At 63.1% G+C, this 21,114-nt stretch carries 11 protein-coding genes; 9 read left to right on the forward strand and 2 right to left on the reverse strand.

All coding sequences use genetic code 11. The features are described from left to right. Window positions 1–56 precede the first annotated feature (56 nt). The 9 genes from ACIRG5_RS47425 (at window position 57) to ACIRG5_RS47465 (ending at window position 19,033) form a co-directional block, all read left to right on the forward strand. Window positions 57–1,451: a hypothetical protein gene (locus tag ACIRG5_RS47425; RefSeq protein ID WP_402918060.1), complete on the forward strand. Its 1,395-nt coding sequence runs from the start codon at window positions 57–59 to the stop codon at window positions 1,449–1,451. A 7-nt stretch (window positions 1,452–1,458) separates the two neighbouring features. Continuing rightward, complete coding sequence (locus ACIRG5_RS47430) at window positions 1,459–5,211, forward strand: hypothetical protein (RefSeq protein ID WP_402918063.1); 3,753 nt, start codon at window positions 1,459–1,461, stop codon at window positions 5,209–5,211. Beyond that, window positions 5,204–8,791 (forward strand): AAA domain-containing protein, encoded by a 3,588-nt coding sequence (locus ACIRG5_RS47435; RefSeq protein WP_402918065.1) that lies wholly within the window; start codon window positions 5,204–5,206, stop codon window positions 8,789–8,791. The genes ACIRG5_RS47430 and ACIRG5_RS47435 overlap by 8 nt, the downstream gene beginning before the upstream one ends. A gap of 47 nt (window positions 8,792–8,838) precedes the next feature. Then, on the forward strand, window positions 8,839–11,955 hold the full coding sequence (locus ACIRG5_RS47440; RefSeq protein WP_402918068.1) for a hypothetical protein: 3,117 nt from the start codon (window positions 8,839–8,841) through the stop codon (window positions 11,953–11,955). Continuing rightward, window positions 11,952–14,360: an ATP-binding protein gene (locus tag ACIRG5_RS47445; RefSeq protein WP_402918071.1), complete on the forward strand. Its 2,409-nt coding sequence runs from the start codon at window positions 11,952–11,954 to the stop codon at window positions 14,358–14,360. The genes ACIRG5_RS47440 and ACIRG5_RS47445 overlap by 4 nt, the downstream gene beginning before the upstream one ends. Before the next feature lie 1,233 nt (window positions 14,361–15,593). Next, complete coding sequence (locus ACIRG5_RS47450; protein ID WP_402918074.1) at window positions 15,594–15,803, forward strand: hypothetical protein; 210 nt, start codon at window positions 15,594–15,596, stop codon at window positions 15,801–15,803. Window positions 15,804–15,998: 195 nt separating this feature from the next. Continuing rightward, entirely contained in the window at window positions 15,999–16,865 is an 867-nt protein-coding gene (locus ACIRG5_RS47455; RefSeq protein WP_402918077.1) for a radical SAM protein, read from the forward strand. Then, on the forward strand, window positions 16,865–17,197 hold the full coding sequence (locus ACIRG5_RS47460; RefSeq protein WP_402918080.1) for a hypothetical protein: 333 nt from the start codon (window positions 16,865–16,867) through the stop codon (window positions 17,195–17,197). Before ACIRG5_RS47455 ends, ACIRG5_RS47460 begins: the two co-directional genes overlap by 1 nt. Window positions 17,198–17,218: 21 nt before the next feature. After that, the gene (locus ACIRG5_RS47465) at window positions 17,219–19,033 is read left to right on the forward strand and encodes a caspase family protein (protein ID WP_402918083.1); all 1,815 of its coding nucleotides are present in this window, start codon (window positions 17,219–17,221) and stop codon (window positions 19,031–19,033) included. Between the two features lie 139 nt (window positions 19,034–19,172). On the opposite strand, the gene ACIRG5_RS47470 is transcribed toward ACIRG5_RS47465, so the two are convergent. Together ACIRG5_RS47470 and ACIRG5_RS47475 are read right to left on the reverse strand one after the other, a co-directional pair. Then, entirely contained in the window at window positions 19,173–20,042 is an 870-nt protein-coding gene (locus ACIRG5_RS47470; RefSeq protein ID WP_402918086.1) for a helix-turn-helix domain-containing protein, read from the reverse strand. Further along, window positions 20,035–20,886, reverse strand: a complete 852-nt coding sequence (locus tag ACIRG5_RS47475) for a Scr1 family TA system antitoxin-like transcriptional regulator (RefSeq protein WP_402918089.1) — start codon at window positions 20,884–20,886, stop codon at window positions 20,035–20,037. The genes ACIRG5_RS47470 and ACIRG5_RS47475 overlap by 8 nt, the downstream gene beginning before the upstream one ends. Between the last annotated feature and the right edge of the window lie 228 nt (window positions 20,887–21,114).

Raw genomic sequence — 21,114 nt, forward strand, 5'->3', positions numbered from 1 at the left:
TGGCCATGCCGCCGTTTTCACACAGTAAGACTGGCCAGCCGGCACCGATGAGGCTGATGCACGATGCCGTGATCGTCGTACCAGGGATCATGGGCAGCACACTTGAAGACATCAATACCGGTAAGACGCTCTGGGGTGTGGGCGAGCTCTTCAAGTACACCGCGCGGATGCACGCGGATCGGTTGCGCAGCCTTGCAGTTACCGAGGAAGAGCGCTCAGGCCAGCTAGCGAGGGTCAAGGCGACAGGGCTGCTCAACATCGCCGACTGGCTGCCGGGCCTTGGCGGAATGCAACCCTACGGCCAGATCGTTCGACGTATGCGCCAGAACGCTTTGCACAAGGACGCGGTATCGACGTTTCCTTACGATTGGCGGCTCTCCGTCGCGCACAACGGTGTCCTGCTGCGTCGGGCCGCCCGCGCTCATCTGGACGCCTGGCGAAGCCACCACGCCCACCAGGAGCACCGCGCCAGAAATCCGGAATCCGGACCCGCGCGCCTCCTGTTCGTCGCGCACTCGATGGGTGGGCTTCTCGTCCGGGAACTCCTGCGATTCGAGGATGTGCGGGACGACATTCGTGCGGTGCTGACTGCGGGTACGCCGTTCCACGGTTCGGTGAAAGCCGCAGTGATGCTCAACTCCGGTGTCGGAGCGCCTGTACCGGTCGATCCGGACCTATTGCGCGCGGTCGCCCCGACCATGCCGGGGCTGTACGATCTGCTGCCCTCATATCGTTCGTTGGACGACGGCACCGACATGCGAGCGCCGGATCTCCAAGACATCGTTGCATTGGGCGGCAACGCGGATCTGGCACAAGCTTCGCTCGATTGGAGGCGACAACGTCTCAGCGGGTTTTCTCTTCCTGGGCACAGCATGGTGTTGGGCTACGGGCATCGGACGTTGCAGAGCTATCGCATGACTTCGTCCGGCGCGGTGGGCCAGGAGTACGTATATATGCGGGACGGGGGCCGTGTTCTGAAGAAACAGGACGGTTCGCCCAGGCGTGAAGATCGCCGAGGAGATGGGACCGTCTACCAGTTCGCTGCGCACGACCGTGGCTCGGACGCAAAGCCGATCGAGATCAGGCAGGAGCATGGCGCGCTCGTTCGAAGCAGCACCGTGGTCGAACTGGCGGCCGGCATGCTTCGCGGGCTGAGCCACCCCAGTCAGCTCCCGGACATGCTCGGGGAGGGTGAGATCGGGCTGGAAGTTCCCGAGTGGGCTCCGCTGGGAGGTCCGTTCGACATCACGGTGACGGGCTGGGACGGAGACGCGTTGCCGACGTGCGTGCTCAGGGAAGTCGGCAGCGGCGCAGTGCGCCCCGTGATCCTCCGGCCTGGTGACGGCACGGCGACCGCCGAGTGCCTGCTGCACGAACCGGGACTATACGAGGTCGAGGTGACTGGCGGCAGAGAACCCGCGTACCGGCTGGTGCTGGTCGTGGAGCGGTGAGGGCACGATGTCAGGAGACACTTTCGACGTCCACGTCCTTCCGGTCGGACCGGTGGACAGCTTCGCTGACGCGGGCACTCTCGACGAGGCGAAGCTGACCGTCGCTGCGCTGGCTCAGATGGGCGGCCGACCAGTCACCGCCGCTGACATGCCAGAGGTGATCGTCTCCCTCTCCGGTGCGGACGCCGCTCTGGCGAGGTGGTCGACCAAGCGGGACGGTGAAGACCGTTCGTCCGCCCTGCTGTGGTTCGGCCACGGCCAAGCCAGAGACGTCGGCGCTGTGTTGCACGTCCCACGCACCAGGCCGGACGGGGGGAACGCGTATGTGACGCCGGCGATGTTCGCTCACCACATTCACGAGGAGCAGACGCGCCGGCAGCGCAACAGCGACGACCTGTGGGCGGTCGTCGTGATCGAAGCCTGCAACGGCCGGAGTTTCGTCGGAGACATCGCCAATCTCTTCCAAGGCAGCAGACGTCCTCCGGGCCACGCGCTGCTCCTCGTGGGTTCAGGCGAGATCAGCGGGCCGGGATACCTGGGCAAGTTCCGCCAGGCGCTCGAGGACTACCTGGTGTCCCTGACCCACCACGATCAGGTCTTCACGCTGAGACACATCGCGGACGTCGTGTGTCGCGACAAGGACGTGTTCTTCTCACAGATCCTCGGTGCTGACCCCGGTACGGAGTTCCGGCTGGTGCTGCCCGGCGACTTCCAGGACGCGGGTGCGATGACCGTCGCCGATCAGCAGCGGTTGAAGGCGGGCGACGCGCTTCGCTCGGTGCCCGTCGGCCGTGTAGCCGCAGGGGCGAGCCACCTTGAGACGACCACCCGCTTCGCGGGACGCGCCGAGGACCTCCAGCGGATCGCTGACTGGGCTGGGAATCCGCGCGGCGCCGCTGTGCTGGCCGTAACTGGCCCGGCGGGTGCGGGCAAGTCGGCGTTGCTCGCCGAGGCGGTCAGGCGCGCTCCTGAAGGCAACTTGCCCGGTGTCGTCGTACTGGCGCTGACCGGAAGCACACCGGACGACGTTGTACGTCGGCTGGCGATGTGGTTGGGCTTGCAGGATCAGGAAGGTGCATACGTCGACGCGGTTCGCGCCGCCTTCGTCAATGCCCCGCCACAAGGTCAGTGGCTGATCGTTGCCGATGCGCTGGACGAGGCGAGAGACCCGGTCCAGGTCGCCTCGGTTCTCCGGGACCTGACTAACGTGCCTGGGGTTCGGCTGCTTGTCGGCACCAGACCTGCGTCAGCGCGGGGTGCAATCGGTGACCAGGGCGACGTGCCGGGGACGGATCTGCTCGAAGTTCTCGGATCGCGGACCGGATATGCGGAAGTGTGGACGGTGGAACCGGATGCTGTCGGTGCGCGCGAGTACACAGAGAAGCACGTTCGCCGGTTGGCGATGCGGCACTTGGAGCCCGGCGACACCCTGTCCGCGCTCGTGCGCAAGGTCGCTGACCGTGTCGAGTCGCACGTGCGCAGCGGGGAATGGCAGTTCCTCCAGGCGACCCTGGTGATCCAGGCGATTGAGGAGCGGACCACTATCCTCTTCGACAACGACTCGCTGAGTGTCCTGTTGGAGAGCAACAGAAGCGGTCTCTTCGGCGCGGCGGTCACACGCATCACCGCGGAGATGCCGAAGGCCCGAGCCTTCCTGCGAGCTCTGACGTACGGACATGGCCGCGGTTTGCCTAGGGCTGAGGGAATCTGGGCGAAAGCCGCAGCGGGTCTGGCCGGTGACGGCGGGGTTGACGACGGCGACCTTGCGTCGTTCCTCCACCTCGCGGCCGGCTACATCATGCTGGACGGCGAGTACCGGAGAAGTGTGTACCGCCTGGCAAATCGCAGCTTCACCGACCAGCTCCTGGAGACCGGCGATCACGAGCAGGAGCGGTTCGGCATGTTCGCCGCCCTGCTGGAGCTCGCGGACCGGCAGGCCCGGTCGAAGGAACGGATGAGCCCTCATCTCCGGTCGCGGCTCGCCGAGTACGCGTCGGACTGCGGAGCCCAGGGCTGGGCGGCACTCGCTGGGCACACCGCAGTGCTGGACGCACTGCCCATGCCATCGTTGACCGCGCTGGCGCTCAGCCCGCGTCCCGGGGCGGAGGCCGCCGCGATCGACCTGCCCATCGAGGTGGTGGGCACGGTCGTCTCCGCGCACCTGATTGAGTCGTCTGACCACGACGATCGTCCTGGCCTGCGCCAACTGGGCGGACTGAGGGCCACCGGGCGTCTCCACGAAGCCGGTCCGAACGCGGCGTGGCGGATTCGCTGGGGACGGCTGCGTCGGGTACCTCCACATCTGCAGCTTGAGGGTGTCGACGGCGCGGTATCCGCGGTCGCGGCGGATCCGTCGGCGCGGTGGCTGGTGACCGGCTCGCTCGACGGCACGATCCTGGTGTGGGAACCGTGGCGACGACACCACCCGACCAGGCTGATGAGAGACGCCACCAGCGCGGTCAGCGCGATCGGCGCGTGCGGCAGCAAGGGAATAGACGACGTTCCCGTTCTCCTTGCCGCCGCCCACGAAGACCGGAAGGTGCGGTTGTGGCAGCTCACGAGCGAGGTGCCGACATCGCAGACGCACACCTCTCGTGAGGTGATCAGGGCGATCGTCGCCCTTCACGGTGAGCCGTTCCGTTTCGTGATCGCTGGAGAGGCCGGATACGTCGCTCTGCTCGATGCGGCCGGAATCGCACCACAGCAGACCGAACCTCCTTCGAGCACCGAGGTTGTGGGGTTGGTGCCGATCTCGGGAAGGTGTGGCGAGCGGTTCTTCGCGACTGCTCAGCAGTCCGGCCACATCGGACTGTGGAGTGCGGACGGGCCCAGTCCCGTTCTTCTCTCTGTTGTCAGGTCTCCCAGTGTTCTCGCGGGAATGGCCACAGCTGCTTCAGCAGAGGGCGCGATCCTTGTCACGACCAGCATGAGCGGGGCGGTCGGTTACTGGAAGTTGAACGGTGACAACAAAATCGTCGCCGATGTCGAGGCTGAGCAGCAGGACAACAGGCCACGAGACCTCGGGCGGCAGGCGATACCCGTCGTGGTGTCCGCTGCCGGGCGGACCGCGTCGATCTTCGGGCAGAACGACGGCGTTCTGATGGTGACCTGCCCCGGTGGTCGTCTCGAACCTGTGCAGATGGGAAAGAAGGCCATCAGGGCCATGACAGTTCTGCGCGGCCCCCATTCCGGCCCCGTGGTCGCGGTGACAGTGGAACGTGACCGGAGAGTCCACTTCTGGGACCCGTCGGTTCCCGTCGGCTTCCAAGGAGAAGGTGGTTCGTATCCGGTCGCGGACCACATGTACCGCCATGAGTGGGCGAACGGCGGCGAAGCGCTCGTGATCGTAAAGAAACGCGGTGACGAGGCCAGGCCGATGGTGCTCGACGCCACCAACGGCGACGAGTGGCTTTCCGCGGACGCGGTGCTGACAGAGGAGAACGGTACCTGCGGAACAGGAACGATCGTCGGAGTTGCAGCGCAGGAGCTCGGCTACCGAGTGGTGGCCGAGGTCCCGCTGGTTTCGGAACGAGGGTTTGTGAATGTCGCCGCGACGGCCAACCGCCGAGGCGCGGTCGTTCTGTGGAGACGAGCCGGCGAGGGGTGGGATCGCCTTCGGGTGATCGAGCTTGGGGCCGCCTGCCGCGGACTGGTCGTGCTGAACGAGCTGCGCCTCGCCGTGTCGACGGACGACGGTGTGCTCGTGCTGGATCTGTGCGGGACCTGCTCGTCAGACGGATCGGAGAACGATGATGAATGACGACCACGAATTGCAGGACATTCTCGACGAGCTGTTCACCGGCCCGAGTCCGAGGTATGGCGGCTACGAGCGGTTGTACGACCCCGAAGTCGTGATTCCGAACAGGCTGGTCAACCTGACATTGCGGGACAGGCGGAACAGCGTTGAAGTGCGTGACGTGACGCTCTTCCTCGGTCTCCAGCAGGCGGGCGGCGAACTGTGGGAGCACGAGGTGCGCAGTTTGCTGCGGTTGCAGGTTCTGGGGCATCCCGCACTTCCCCAGATCGAGGATGGGAAGTTCGATCGCGGCCAGAGCATCGCTTTTGTGATGACCAGGTACGAGGGCCAACCGTTCGCCCGCGACTGGGAGGATCTGCTGACCCAGTGGGCGCCTGCCCAGCCGGTCGTCGCGTTCGAACAGTTTAGCCTGCTGGTGGACGCGCTGTGCCAGCTGCACGGAACCCGGGTCATGCACAGGAACCTGTCCCTCGGCGCGATCCGGGTGAAGAATGTGGAGGGAAGACCCGACAGGACGACGTTTTCACTTGCGCGTTTCGAAGTCAGTGCACTGCTAAACAACCTGTTGCACGCTGTGTTCGACGAAGATGGCAGGCCGGAGTACGACGAGGTCGTGCGAGCCCTGTTCCTGAAACCTCCCGGCTCACTGACGCGTGCACACCACCTGGCATATCTGCCACCGGAACGTCATGCCCTTATCTTCCACGACGTCGGGTTCCGCCAGCTCGACTACGGAAGTACAGACGTCTTCGGCTTGGGCGTGCTCGGTTGGGAACTCTTCGTTGGCCCTCTGGTACGCGTGCTGCGTGATGAGTGCCGAGCGGTCGAAGCAGCCACGAGAGACGAACTGCCTTCGGCCTTGATCGACCTGCACAACGCGATGCGAGTGAGACTGGTCGGCGACACGACGATCCCGCGGCCACTGCGCGAGACGCTGCGGAACATGCTCGACTCCGCGCCTGCTGATCGCCTCACCTCTTTCGAAGCGTCAGGGGAACTGCAGCAGCACTGGGCGGACATCTGCACGGCGTTGGAGGGTGAGGCAGCCGAGACCGAGCTGAAACTCATTGCGTTCATGCCGGACGACTCGGTCGACACCTTGTACAGGATCCGCGGCTGGATCGACCACTCGCCGGACACTCCGGAAGGCTGTACCGAACTTCAGGCCTTTCTGGAGAACGAGTTGTGCAATGCGGAACTGGTGCATTGCCATGGAGGGGCGACCGGCTTCGTGAAGGCGACAAGTACGAACGCTGCCAGTCAACGCGACGCGCAGTGGGTTTTGATCGGTGAACAGGCGGTGTGGTTCTGCGCATTCCACTACATGGCATCCAGTTCGGGACGGAGCAGGGAAACGCACTACGACACCCTAGTGATCAAGTACCTGACGGATAAGCGCAATGCCTCAGAGATTATCTCCATCCGCCCTCGGCGACGCATCGGAAGAGTGGATCTCGTTCCGTTCCGGGCGGGCGATCCGCTCGACGACCACCGCGCAGGACGTCCGTCGTGGAAGCCGTTGACGGAGGAGGTGACGACCGAGCGGGCACGCGAGGACGTCGGCGTCGACGAGCTGATGCGGCAGGCCAGATTCACATTGCAGTACCGCGGCTTGATGCACAGAGCCCGTCAGTACCCCTTCTACCGGCGTGATCTCGAGGACGGCACATTCGTGCTCGTCCACGACAAGGAGAAGGACCGTTCGCGACAACACGAGGACGCGCTGTACGCCGCCTACGTTTCGGTCGACGGCGGCCGGTTGAGACCGTCGCTTGGCGGGTTCGCCGAAGAGCTGCTGCACGAGTCGGAAGTTCCGGTGTTGAAGATCGGAGGCGACAGGGACTCCCCCTACTTCGGTAGGCACGGGGATGAAGTCGCCATCGTCAAGCGGCTCGACGACAACGCGATCGTGGTCAGGCCGAGGAACGGAAAGCGGTCGGTGCCGGAGAAGGGGTGGTTGAGGCCTGAAGGCGATGTCGGCAGCGAGGTTCAGCTGCGCAGGGAGGGCGAAGGAGTCGACGCCCTGCGTCAGCGACGGGGTCTCGCCAAGGTGCTGAGGACACCGAGGTCGATCGAACTGACGCACAAACGGGACTCCGTGATCGGGATTCCGCTCCCGCCGGACACAAAGAACCTCGTGGGCAAGGCGGACGAGATCGTCGCGGAGATGCTCCGGTTGCACCCGTTCTATGCGCTGCAGGGACCGCCAGGCACGGGAAAGAGCACGGTTGTCTCCCGGGCTTTGCACCAGTACCTGACGACCGAGCACGGCTCGAGGGTGTTGGTGAGCGCACAGTCGAACGACGCATTGGACCAGTTGGCGGCCAAGGTGGTCGCGTTGCTCAAGCCCGCTGTCGACGACCAGTCCGTGCTGGTGTTGCGCGAGCTCGCCAGGAGCAAGGACGAAAAGGATCTGCCGGCCGGACTGCGGTGGATGACCGCTGAGCAGAACGCGCGAGCTCTGGTCGAACGAGTGCGGGACCGGGTGAACAAGGGCTGCGACGGCGCGGCTGACGAAGATGAGGCGGAACTCATGAGGCGGTGGGCCGCAGCCGCGCAGAAGACCCTGGTGGAGCTGACCGAACGGGTGCGCTCAAGTGCTGACGTCGTGTTTGCCACCTGCTCGATTGCGGGAACGTTGACCGATGATCTCCGCAGCTCGGCAGGCGTTTTCGACTGGGTGATCGTGGAGGAGGCCGCGAAGGCCTGGCCGACCGAGATCATCATCCCGCTCGTGCGAGGGGTGCGTTGGACGCTCGTTGGTGACCATCGGCAACTCGGTCCGCATCGGGCGCGGGACATGCACACTTTTCTGGAGAAGCTGGCCAATCACGAGCATGAACAGGTCGCGCTGCACCACGCTGCGCGGGAGGGGTACGAGAAGTTCGTCCGACTCTTTGAGGGATTCTTTGCGCAGGAGCGGGAGGAAGGACCCAGCGGGAGCTCGCCACCGGTCAACTCGCTGGACACGCAGTTCCGTATGCATCCGGACATCGCGATGCCGTTCGCCGAGACCTTCTACGGCGGAATCGAGTCGGGAGCGCGGATGCGGGAGGAGAGGGTGCACGGCCTGTCCGATCCGCTCTATCTCGAAGGCGCGCCCCTCGTCTGGCTGGACACGTCGTGTCACGAGGCCTGCCAAGACGAAGGCTTCTGGTACAACCTGGGCGAGGCCTCGTTGATCGAAGAACTGGTCGGCCGCCTGAACCTCCGGAAGGACAAGAACGCCGGCCGGCTCGTAGTCCTGACGCCGTACCGCCAGCAGGTGGACAAGCTGAGCCTGGGTGACCTCAAGGGCAGAGTGCACACGGTGCACTCGTTCCAGGGCGGCGAGTCAGACATCGGAATCATCTCCCTCGTGCGCAGCAGGGCACGTGGCGTCGACGTCAGGCAGAACGTGGGTCACACCGCCAGCCCGGAAGTGATCAACGTGATGTTGTCACGCGCAAAGCAGCTCATGATCGTGGTGGGCAACCTGCCGCACTTCGAACGCTACGGCGGACCTGACTGGGCTTCTGTGATCGCCGAGTTTCGCAAGGTGGGCAGGACGGTCGACGCCGCCACGGGGGAGGTCGTCCGATGACCAGTTCGGTGCTCGTATCCATCCCATGCCGCCTCATCACTTTGAACATGGAACTGGGAGAGGCGGACGGCGCGGGCACACTGGAGGGACTGGTCCTGCGTGCGGTGGCCGGTGGGAGGACCACGGTCAAGCACCTGTCCGAACTATTCTCTCTGCCCAGCAGGCTGATGCTCGACGTGGTGCACGGCCTGTGGAGCCGAGGGCTGCTGGCGGTCGACCTCACAAAGAACGTTCTGGAGCTGACGTCCACCGGGTTGGCCGCGTGCGGCCGGACCGAGGACGAGTCTGTCGTCGCCAAGCTGGACAAGGACAAGTTCCTCTTCGACCCTGTCACTGAAACGATCATGCCTTATCGACCGGGTATGGAGAGGAGCCAGTTCGGCGCGCTTGAGATGCCGGTGACACGGGGTGTGGACGTGAGTGACATCCCGCAGAACGCGCTGTTAAGGGCTGTGAGGGAGGCCGTGCGGGACGAACGCAGCAAACTTCTGCCGCGCAAGGTGCTGAAGGTGTCGTTCGCCAATCCGCTGCTGAGTCCTCCGGAAGCTGTCCAGTGGAAAACGGTCGAGGTGGTGCTTGGGCGCGATCAGGTGACCAGGCAGCTGACGCTGACCCCGGTCACCACTCCACCGGGATGGAACTTGCGGGCGGTGCAGCGGTTCCAGTCGAGGGTCCGGGAGTTGGTCCGGGACAGACCTGACAGTCGATTCGTACGCCGCCTGCTGAGCGAGGAAGCGCCGGCCGCGGCGCCGCCGGCTGACCTCCGTGCACTGATGGTCGAGCTGGCGCAGTTCGCTGACGACGTGAGTGCGGTCGCCCCGGACGAGCTCGAGGACCTGCACAAGGAGCTGCGTGCCACCGTCACTAGCGTGCTCACCTACGTCGAGGATGCGGAGCGCTCGAGATGCTCGGTGGAGTGCGTGGCACCGGGCAGTGGTGCCGACTGGGCGTTGACCTACCTGGTGGAGCAGGCCGAGCAGCAGATCGTGCTGTCGGTGCCGCGCATCTCCTACAACGCCTTGAACAAGGTGCTGCCGTTGTTGGAGACCGCGGCTGAGCTCGGCAAGCGGCTCGTGTTCCTCTGGGGTGATCATCCGTCGGCCGCGCTGGACGGCAAGACCAAGATCGCATTGCTGCAACTGAAAGCCAAGTTTCCGCGACATGTCCTGCTGGAGGGGAGCAGCAGCCGGTGCACCACATCGGTGATCGTCTGCGACGACAAGCAGGTGTTCCTCAGCTCCCGGAGCGTACTGTCGGAGGACAGCGGGGCTGGAGTGCTGGTGGGCCCTCGCGATGGAACCACAGAGGCGCCCGAATGTGTTCTGGACGTGCTGAAGTGGGCGAAGAAGGCTTATCCCGACTGGGAGACGGCGCGCCGCATCGCTGTCCTGCCCACCGATTTCGGCGCCCAGCAGAAGGACCTGGACGACGCGGAGCCGCTGTTGTGGCGTCGGCTCCGGCTGCCGGAGGTCGAGGAGGGCTGGCGAGCGGACGAGATCGGGTATCGCACGAAGTGGGCCGCCAGCTGGGGCCGGGTGCTGAGAGAACTCGTGGTCGCAGTGGAAGAGGTCTATCGGGGTGCTCCGGTCGTGCGCGCTGTCGCGGGTGGTGACTACGTCGACCTCGTTCGTCGGACGATCGCCGGAAGCGCCGAGCGACTCGCGATCATCGACGACAACGCCGAGACGGAGAATTGCGGCACAGAGCTCGCGGAGATGTTGCTGGAGGCCATCAACCGCGGTGTGATCGTCCACCTGCAGCACCCGCAGTTCCACGGCGGGCGGCGTCCGGTCGATAAGTACGCCGATGTGCTCGGTGAGGTCACTGCCGCGCAGACCCTGCGCAACACCAAAGGGAAAGCACGCGCGGTGATCCGTGATCACGAACTTGTCGTCGGCGGCCATGGGCCGGTGGGCAACAAGTCGGCACGGCCGACGCACGGCCAACCTCTTGCGGAACTTGGACTGCACGTCGTGAGCACGATGTTCACTGCGGAGTTCGCCGCGAGCATGGGTATCCGGGACTGGTTCGGGCTGTCCGCGGGGGAGGAGGACGCGCCTCGCTACCTTCCTCCGCTGCCGACCCTGACGGGGGCCCAAGTCGACGACGATCCGTGGGCGGTGCTCGACGCTCGGCTGGTCGCGGGAGCGCCGCCGGACAGGTTGCGCCGCGAAGCGGCAATGTTGCTGGCGGGGGAAACCGACGGAGGGCAACGGCGTGAGAACTGGGGCAGGTGGCTGCTGCATGAGGCGTGGGAAAGGCGCGCGTTCGTCGAGGCGGGGTTGCTGGCGCCATTGATCGGCGATCCGGAGTTTCCAGCCGCACAGGCGGCTGCGGCGATCCCGCTTGAACACGGTCCGCTCGGGGAACAGCTGTACGAGTTCGCAGTGGATCTCGCGGCAGGACCGCCGGAAGGGCGCCTCACCGCTCTCGTGGGCGTCGTCGCGGAGATGCTCCTCCACGGTGCCGAGAGTGGACTTGAGGTCTACGACCTGCTGGCCGCGGGGGGCGACGGATACAGGGAAGGTCTGCCACCGACGTGGTGTCGGCTCGTCGAGGAAGCGTCGGCCTGTTTCAGCGCTACGCGCGCGCCGCTCCCGCTCGCTGACATCGACGAGTGGGCGCGCAAGCGGGCGTTCTACGGCGATGTCCGGCAGAGCAAGGAAGACCTTCGCATCAAGGTGGAGGCGTTTGAGAAGGGGGAGAACCACTTCAACTTTGTGCCTGGGCAGAAGCTGCACAGAGAGATGTTCATGCCGGGCGAGATAATGACGGATGTGCTGAGCATCGCGCGGAACGAGGTCAGCGAGGTGGAACGAGCACGAATCGCTGCGGCCTTGCCTGAAGACGCTCGTGCGTACATGAACGGGCTGGCGTCGAAGCAACTCATGATCCAGAAGATCGCCTGGAGCAACCACCTGACGTACGCGAGGAAGGTCGATCACTTCGTGGAGGAGGCACGGCGGCTGGCCGTGATCCCGGACGACCACGAGGCCCGGCCCGTACTGGCTCCTGAGCAACGCAGGTTCGCGCGTTTCCTTGAGAGGGAGTGGCATCGACTCGAATCCGAGGCGGAAGCGCTCGACGTTCCGGTGTGTCATGCCGCGAACGCCCTGTTGCACTGGTTCAGCTCAATGCCGACGATCGGGAAGGAGATCCGATGAGCGCGCTCGACCTCGAACTGCTCAGGAGGTGGCCTGGCCGGCTGCGCTTTCCTGATGTGCTCGTCGCTTTGGACGACTCTCCGGACGCGACAGCGCCGGATCCCGTCGTACTCGGCAGAGCGGTGCTCGCCGCGGTCGGAGGTATGTCTGCGCACGCCGTGTTCGACGATCTGTTGAATCGCGGCGAGTTCGTTGCCGCGGAACACCTGCTGGGGCAGTGGCCCGACGCGCGCGAGCGAGGTTCAGCGGATCTCGCGATGCGGCTGGCTTCGGCGCGGGAACAGGCGGTCGTGACGGTACGGCAGTGCGTCGAAGGACTGGTTCGTCGTGCCGAGTCTGCGGGCGTGCGGTTCGACAAACCAGATCTAACAGAGCTCGTGAAACGCGCATCGTACCGTGTGGCTGCGGCAGACGAACTGATGAGACCGGTGCAGTCCCGCTTTGAGGAGAAGGTGGAGGCCGCCAGCAGGGCGTTGCGTGACCGGATCACAGAACAGGAACGTTCAGCGGGCGCTGATGCGGGTCAGTTCGCGTCGAAGCAGCTGCTGGCGTTGCTGGCGGCGGGGGAACTGGTCGCTGTCCGGGCGAGGCTCGACCGCGAACCTGTGGGAGCTCCGATCCCCGAGGCCACGATGGCGCTTCCCACGTGGACGGGGCGGTGGTCACCGGAGGAGATGCTCGGATACCACCTCAACCAGGGGAAGAGCCGTCCACCCGAGTTCGGTCTGTGGAAGCCGTCGGACGTGGAGGCCCGGCAGGTGCTCACCGCGTACCAGGATCTCAGCACGCGCCAGCCGGGAAAGGCGGCCGCAGCGTTCGCCACCGCCCTCGACGCGTTCCTGGGCGTGGCCGACCGGCAGGTCACCGCGATGCCGTCCGACGGTGGACACATGGCTTTCATCGAGGGAATGTTCGCGAAGGATCACCTGTCGCGGCTGCACCCGAACGGCAAGGTCGATCTCTACATCGCCAGTCCCGGCACGACCGCGGTGCCGCCATCATCGAGTTCGTGGCAGCCTCACATCGCGGTGGGGCCCGATCTCGTCTCCGGCCAGTACACCGACCGCCATTCCACGGCAGTGCTTTCGCTGCGGGACCTGCTCAGACTGGTCGTGTTGCCGCCCCGTGATCGCGCTGTGGGCTTGCTGAGCGTCGTCGCCCCACAATGGCCGGTCGACGCCCTGATTGGAGACACTGCCGAGGCTCTCGACCGAATTCTGGGAGACGACCCCGCGGACCGATGGCTGGCGCTGCGGTGGATCACGCACCTGTCGTTGCGCGGTGCCGCCTCAACCGCGTTCGCGATGGACCAGTGCACCGGCATGGACGCTTCCCTGCTGAGGGTCGCGTTGCGCTACTCGCAGGATGTGAGCCGGAACCTTTGGAACGAGGCAGATGGCGGGTGGCGCTACGACGCGGCTCTTCGGCAAGCGCTACGTGACGTTCTCCTGACCCGATGTGGTCCGCCAGAGGCCCAAGCTGCATGGTGGGCCGCAGTGGCCAGCTGTGACGACGACACGGGTGCGGTGGGACGGAAAGATCTCCTCGAGTTCGCCGTCATCGCCTCCGATGACGACAAGACGCGCGACGACGTCGCCGACGGTGTGGAAGTACTGCTGGCGAATGGACTTTTGATTCAGCAGAGATCGGCGAACGAGCTCACGGTGCCACTCGCCGGTGTGGTGCGACTCCTTCGCAGCGAGGCCGAGGGCCGGTTGATCGGGACGCTCAACCGAATGGCCACACGCGTTGAGCAAGCCGTCGTCGAGCCAGCGAAGGCCTGGACCGCCTGGCATCGCAACAGGTTTGTCGTGGTGCCTGCCTACTCGGCGTATGTCGAGGCCGAGAGCGCGGCAGCCGACGCGGAGAGGCTGGCGACTCTCGTGTCCGCGGTACGGCAGGAACTCGCGGAAGGCCAGTGGGCCAACATCCATCCCGTGACTACCAGTCTTCCCGAATTGCTGACGGAGCTGGCAGCGCAGTGGCGTGGCGAGTACCCCGATGTTCATCTCGACCTGCGGTGTCCTCCCATAGTTCGAGTCGCCGTACCGGTGGAGGTGGTCAAGGCGGCTTTGTACGAGGTTCTGGATAACGCGGCGGAGGCGATGCCGGGCGCCGGCGACTGGAACGTGACGGTGATGGTGACGGTCAACACCCTCGAAGTTCTGGTCGATGTCCGTGACAACGGCCCAGGTTTACCCGCCGTGGTCCGGGGCCGTCGGATCTTCGGAAAGGGGGTGAGCACCCGCGGCACAGACCGTGGCTTCGGCTTGTACAGGGCGCGGCAGTTGTTGCGGCGCTACTCGAACTCGGTGGTCGAGGCGGATATGGAGGTCATTGAGACGCCACATCCGACACTGTCAGGTGCCGCGCTGAGGGTAGTGCTGCCAGAAGAGGAGCCCTAAGCGAGTCTTGTTCACGACAGATAGAAGGATTGCGCCTGACAGGTCCGGCTGCCGGCAACTGGGCGGGAACTGCGCCTGCTGGCCGCGATAGACCTGATCATGCAGGGCGTTGCCTCTCGCTACGCGCCGACCGGCCCGTACAATACGCTTCCGTTGAAGTGGCAACCTGCTTGAGATGGGGCGCAGAGTCCTGCCGCTGCGGAACCTCTCGACCTCGTCAATGCACGGACACGCTTTGTTAGATTCACGCTGAAGGAGTCAACTGTTTGTCAGCGGCCAGCAGGAATTCCCCGTGGACGGCCAGTTGTGGCGGCCACTTACGTTCCCCGCTGGCGGCCATTTGCACTGTCGGTGAAGTCCGGAGGTGAGACGAACTACCGGACAGGCTGATCGGGCGTCGCCGTCCAGACGGCGCCGCCGCGGGGCCTACGGGCAGCGGGCCGCTTCGATGCTGCCCAAGACCCCAGGCTGCCGCGCCGCTTCCGGTGCTCGGCCGCTGGCGCGCCCTGCGCTCCGGGTCGGCTTGCCACCGATCGCCTCGGTCACGTCGGGGACTTCAGCGTGAACATCCACATCACTCGTGGCAACTGTGGTGCGGCCAGATATCTCCCCGCTAACTGGCTGTCAGTGGGGAGTTTGAACTGGCCACTGACAACTGTTCGATCTGGGCGATGAGTTGTTCAGGGTAACGTCCAGTTTCGGGGGCCACACGGCGACGGGTATCGGCGAGTTGTGGATGTCACGTGTTGTGGCGCCCGCCGTACCAGCCACCCATATACATGGCCCAGGCCGTGAATCAACCAAGCACCAGCGAGCGTTCACATCGCGAGCGCCAGCGTCAATGCAAGGGGGTTCAAGTCGCTACCGACTTGAACCCCCACGTGTCCGAGGAGCGACTTGCTCTCTATCCCTACGGCTCTCTATGGAATGACGTCGCCTGACCAACCCGTCCCGGTCGTCCCGCCGATTTCGATGGCTGGCCACGTCGTCAGGACGGCCAGAACCGGGTTGCTACCTGGGCGAACCGCTTGAAGGCGCTATCGGGACGGGCATCGTGAACCCCGTCCCGATAGCGCTGCATCCCTGTGCTTCTGGCTCGTCTCAGCTGATCGCGGATGGGCCGGGTGGCCGGGTAGGAGCTCAGGCCGCACTGCGCACCAGCGTAGGCCTGGGCCGGCGTGTCGACGCGCGCTTCGCGCGCATCTCGGCCGAGCGGGGTCGAGCTGCTGCGTCATGTCGATCGAGACGAACCCCTGGATGGCGCCGGGCGGCAGTTGGCGCACGCGTAGGTTCCTCACGCCGTTTGGGCAGGTGAGCAAGCATGCTGCGCTGACCGTCCGCTCGGCGGACGGCGAAGTTCATAGCTTGCTGATGCGATTGCTCGACCAGGGCTGTGGTCTCGTCGCTGCGCACGTAACAACTGTTGTTGGTGCATCGACATGAAGGTAATGACAACCGCCTTGGGAGGTGGTCGCGTGCCTCGTACGTTGACGGCGGGGCAGTCGCCTGTGGTGTTGTCAATAGAACTATCAGTTCTTCTGCAGTCCGGTCGACGAGCCGTCGAGTTGGCCGCAAGAACGCTGCCTCGGCAAAAGTTTGGACAGCTGGCGTTTCGTGCGATCTACGTATAGGGGTGACATGGAATACGATCCCGACACCAACGCTTTCTCCGGTACATACCACGTGGGCTTACCGCAGGTGATGTGGCACATCACCGATGTCTGCGCACTCACTTGTCCGTACTGTTTCTCGACGAAATCCGGCTTAGGCACCGAAGTTGACAAGCTTGAGCCCATAGTCGATAGGTTAAAGCAGCTTGGGGTGCTGAAGGTAGATTTTGGCGGCGGCGAGCCTGTTTCGTACAGTCAGTTCGGTGAAGCTGTCGATTTATGCGAGCAGCGTAGAATGCACCTCACTGTGACCACCAGTGGTGTCATCTCGCCGAAGTCGCGAGGCTGGTTGCTTACGAATCATAACCGATTCGCGCGGGTGATCGTGTCTATGGACGGAACCTCGCTGATTCACGATCGGCTGCGTGGGCGGATTGGCGCGTTTCGGGAAGCGCTCGCACTTCTGGTAGATCTGATAGGCGACGGCGCAAAGGTTCGAGTCAATACTGTGATTACATCAGCGGTCACCCGAGAGGTGATGGGGGGCCTTCAGCGTGAACTCGATTCAGTGGGTCTGTCAGAATGGTGCCTGATACAGCCGCACCCTTCAAACGCAAAGCCGACGTTTGAGGACTTTGCTATCGAGGATGCAAAGTTTCGCGACCTTGTTGCATCGGTGCGTGGAACTCGCAGGGAGGAAATGAAGGTCATTGAGCGCCCGCGATCTGCTTATGTTGGCTATTGGACGCTTCATCCTGGGGGCCAGATGCGACCACAAACAACCGGACCGGAAGATGGAGTAGGCTTCCACATCCTAGAAGCAAGCTATGAACAAGCAATGCTGGAAATTGGAAAAGTTCCCGTCAAGGTTCCGACTGAAAATGGAGTCAAGTAGTGTCTGCTGAATCGACTAAAGTCGAGAACAGAGGGTCCTCGGAATATGTATCTCAGCTGCTCGGGCTTATGGCGGAGAATGTGGCGGGCATGGGTGTAGCTGCCAAGGTCAATAGTCGGCCGTTGTCGGGCAAGAAATCTTCAGTAATCATCGACATAGTCGTGGGTCTGGGTGTTGCCGCTACCTGGGATGTTCTGAAATTCGTGGTCGGCGCCTTGGGTGTGTCTCGACGCGGGTCTTCCGATGACGAAATTACCATAAATGGCAGGACCTATTCCATCAAGGAGATCGATGACGGAGATAAGAAAGATCCGGACTCCAGTAGCGACTGATCGGGCATCCAGGCGGTAGGCATGAAGACCGTAGTAGTGTCGATGGGCGTATCAGGCTATCCAGGAAGCCGGCAGCTGGAAGACATTCCCTGTGCTCATCAGGACGCTCACAACTTGCACAAGAGTCTGCGGCTCGGGCTTGGCGATACTTACGACATGTGGCGCAGCATAACGATGCAGGACCCATCCGCTAATGAGGCGCTAGCGCTCCTGACGCTGACTTCTCGAATTCTGCGTTCGGAAGACCTGCTGGTCATCTACTTTAGTGGACATGCCAGGCTTCGGAGAAGCACCTTAATGTTGGCGTGCTCAGACGCGCTTGATGACGGTAGAGGTCACCTAGCGGTATCGGATTTGGCTAATGCATGCGCAGAGGTAAATGCCGCATTGATCCTTGACTGTTGCCATTCGGGCGCGGCTGCGAGCCTAGCTAATAGACCAAATTTGCTCACGCCAACAACTCTCTCGGTTCTTGCGTCAAGCGCTGCTTTCTCTACTGCGGAGCATCTTCCGGAAGGGAGTCCGTTTACCTCAGCACTGATTGGTGTCATCGAGGACGCCTCAGTGACTGGCAGTGAACTTTCACTTGTGGCGCTAGCAAAAGAATTGAACTCAGGTAAGGGTGCGCAGGATCGATGTGTGGTCAACGTTGCGGAAGGTAACGACGACGTCGTGCTAATCCGAGAGCAACGCGATCTGATCGCTGCCAAAGAAACTGCGGATAGATTCGTCGGCAAACTTGAGAGTGCTGACCGGGTGGCACGAGAACTGATGTGGTATTCCGCTGCGGAACTTCCGCAAGCGTATCAGTCAGTTCTAGTTGGTGAAATAGCCTCATCGCGGATTGCTGGAGAGGCAAGCTGGCTCGTGCGGCGCGCAATCGGGTCATTTCTAGATAGTCAGCCGGGGCATTCTCGGATCCGCAATGACGTAGCTCTCAGGTTGATCAGTTCGGAAGATTGGATGGAAGTCTGTGTAGGTCTGATCGGTGCTCGGCATCTTTTAGGCACGGACGGAGGCCTACGTACAGCTGCCTTGAGCGTTCTTGAATCTTACATGCCTGCAAATGCGACATGGTTGGCTAGCATGTACCTGACCGACTGCGGTGAGTACGACTTTGAATGTGTGGAGCGCAGTCAACTTGTGAAGACATCCTGGGGCCTCATGGAGGTTCTGGAGCACTTCCGTGCGTCGGAAAAAGGTGATCAATGGCTTTCGGCCTGGGTTCTTGATCTTGCGAGAGTAACCGGGGAAGAAGGTGTGTATCTGGATGTCGCTACGCATTTGAGTATGAATGGTTTCGTATTGCCGTCCCGCGTTGTTGCTCGTCCAATTTCGGAGGATCCGCTCTTTAAGTACCTATATTCTTTGGAGCCAAGGGGAAGACTGTCGTCGGCGAGTGGGAAATGGCTGATGTCGGGCTTATTTGGAAACTGGCGACGCGATGGAAGGTCGAATCTTCGGGCATATGCAGAAAGTAGGCGGCCGAGCGCTGTTTTGCGAAGCCTCGAACAGCTTGGGGCCCTTCCCTCGGTAACGCTGCGCACAGCGGTCTTGCTGGACCCTTGGGTAAGTGAACACCTAGATCGGACTGACGTGGTTCTGGGCTGGGGCTTGACCGACGATCACCCTTGGGTTCGCAGGGCAGCTGTGGAGCTTGCTGGAGATGGCCGACTCGGCCCCGTTACTGATGCGCTTATTGACCTAGCTAGGCGTCCTGGCCTCTTTGATCTACTTCTGACTCTGGGTGATCTGGGTGGTGACACGTTATCGCTGCTTGAGCTGATTGAAGTAACGCCAGTTGAGCAGGCGGCACTGGCGCGAGATGGGAGCTGACAATGGAATTCGCGGGTGAACATGCTGGCGGCGTAGGCGCGGAGGAGGCGGCGCCAGGAGGTGTTACTATCGCTTTCGCGCTTGGGTGTCGACGTTAACACACGCTACGTTCGCGCTCGCATTGCCGCCACCCGTTCGGTCAGTCCGCGTCTTTGTGTTGTTGTGCGGCTTCGATTAGTCGGTCAGATGTGTCGTTGGTGGGGAGCGCCTCTGAGGCGAGCTGTGCGAACGTCTCTGTGTATGGCTGCACGTCGCTTTGGGATTCCAGCCACGTTCCGCCGTGTAGGGTATCGAGGTATACGACATCGTCGAACGCGACTTCGCGGAACGACATGGCGGTAAAGGGCGCCATTCCGGCGAGTGCGCCATTGTTGTCGGGTGCAAGCTGCACTCGCACGCCGGGCAGTGTGGAAAATGTAGCTAAACGGAGCAGTTGATCAGCCATAACCAGCGAGCCTCCGACTGGACGATGCAAGATCGATTCTCCGATAATGAGATCCATGCACAGCGTTGGTCCGTTGCGAAGATGGTCAATCACTTGTTTGCGGTCAGCGTCGCTGTAGTGGCGATGGAGCTGCTTCGATAATGCGTCGGCCTGTGTCCTGCATAGCGCTGCCTCGTACTCTGGTGATCTAACAACGGGTGGTAAGACCTCCAATGCAACCACCCGCGTGTAGTTCGCCTCGGACTCTATTTCGGCGTAGGTCCAGCCGAGGCAAGCTGAGATATCGCCGCCCAGTAGCTCGAACTGCGTAGGTGCCTGTGCGCGCTGTGCTCCTAGGAGTACCGGTCGCCGCCGATCGTCAGCGATCCCGTATATCAGCGCTAGAGCGAGCACGTCGTGATCAGGAATGGGTTGAAGTGCATTTTGCAGCATCGACGTCTTGGCTGTAGACCAGCCAACATGTTTGGTCACTTCAGTCAAGCTCATGCCGCTGTCTGCGCGCCATCTGGCTAGCGCCCGGCCAACGGCGCGGTTTTGAAGATTGGATTTGAAGTTCTTAGGCACTGGTACCCTTGGCTCCCACGCACATGCTGGCGATCAGCTCTACGGAAGCAGCTTCGTTCAGACTCGTCTCGTCGAGCGCGCTGATGACCTTCTCGTACCCCTTGACTGCGTCCTGGGATTCAATGAAGAGGCTGGAGTTTTCGGCTTCGACCCACACCAGGGGCTCGTACTGCTCGAACGTCAGCCGAGTGAAGGGACCAGCGTGGCCAGCGTGCGCGCCGTGCCGTGAGGGCAGGATCCTGATCGTGACGTTCGGCAGGTTCGCCATCCGTACGAGGTGCATCATCTGCCTGGCGTGAGCTTCGGCTCCGCCGACCATCCGGTGGAGAGTCAACTCGTCGATGAAGAACGTGCGGGTGACTCCGTACTTGATCAGCTCCTGCAGTGCCAACTGCGCTTGCACGCGGTCCTGCAGTTCGTTCCGGGGCGCGGTTGCCGACGCCGCCTGCAGTTCGAGCACGTACTCGGCCGTCTGTAGGAAGACCGGCACCATGTGCGTGTGCCAGCTCGTCACCGTTCTGGCTAGTTTCAGGTGCTCAACGAGCGTCCGGAGCCAGATGGGCGCGTACACGCCGTGCTGCTGCCACCAATCCCGAACGTGAGTCTCGGAGTGCAGTGACATCAGGTGTGCCAGTTCCGCGGCCCTGACTCGGCAGGCTCCGAGAAATACTGCCACTTCGAGCTGACTTGCTCCGCCCTTGCCGTTCACGATGCCCGAGACCTTTGATTCGTCCCACTCGAAGATTGCGGCGGCGTCACGTGAGCTCAGGCCGGCGCTGGCCAAGGCCGCCCGCAGGCCGGCGCCCAGCTCGCGGCCGCGTGCGGTGGAGATCCTCTTCGGCACGTTGAGAGTCCTTTCGGTGTTTCGCCTTGGGATGGGTCGACCACCTGACGACCTCGGTAGGCCGCTTTGGTGGCGATCCATGTCAAACTGAAATCAACGTCTCATCAGCATTTCGTCAGCAGAACGACTTGGCGGCGACATGCAGGCGACATGGATGACTCAGGAGGTGGTGCGGCGTGCGGGGGTTCCGGACGGTGCTGGAGCAGAAGATCCGGGAGCGGCGGCAGA

Origin of the sequence: Lentzea sp. NPDC102401, assembly GCF_044765805.1 — a bacterium.
GTDB classification, from domain to species: Bacteria; Actinomycetota; Actinomycetes; order Mycobacteriales; family Pseudonocardiaceae; genus Lentzea; species Lentzea sokolovensis.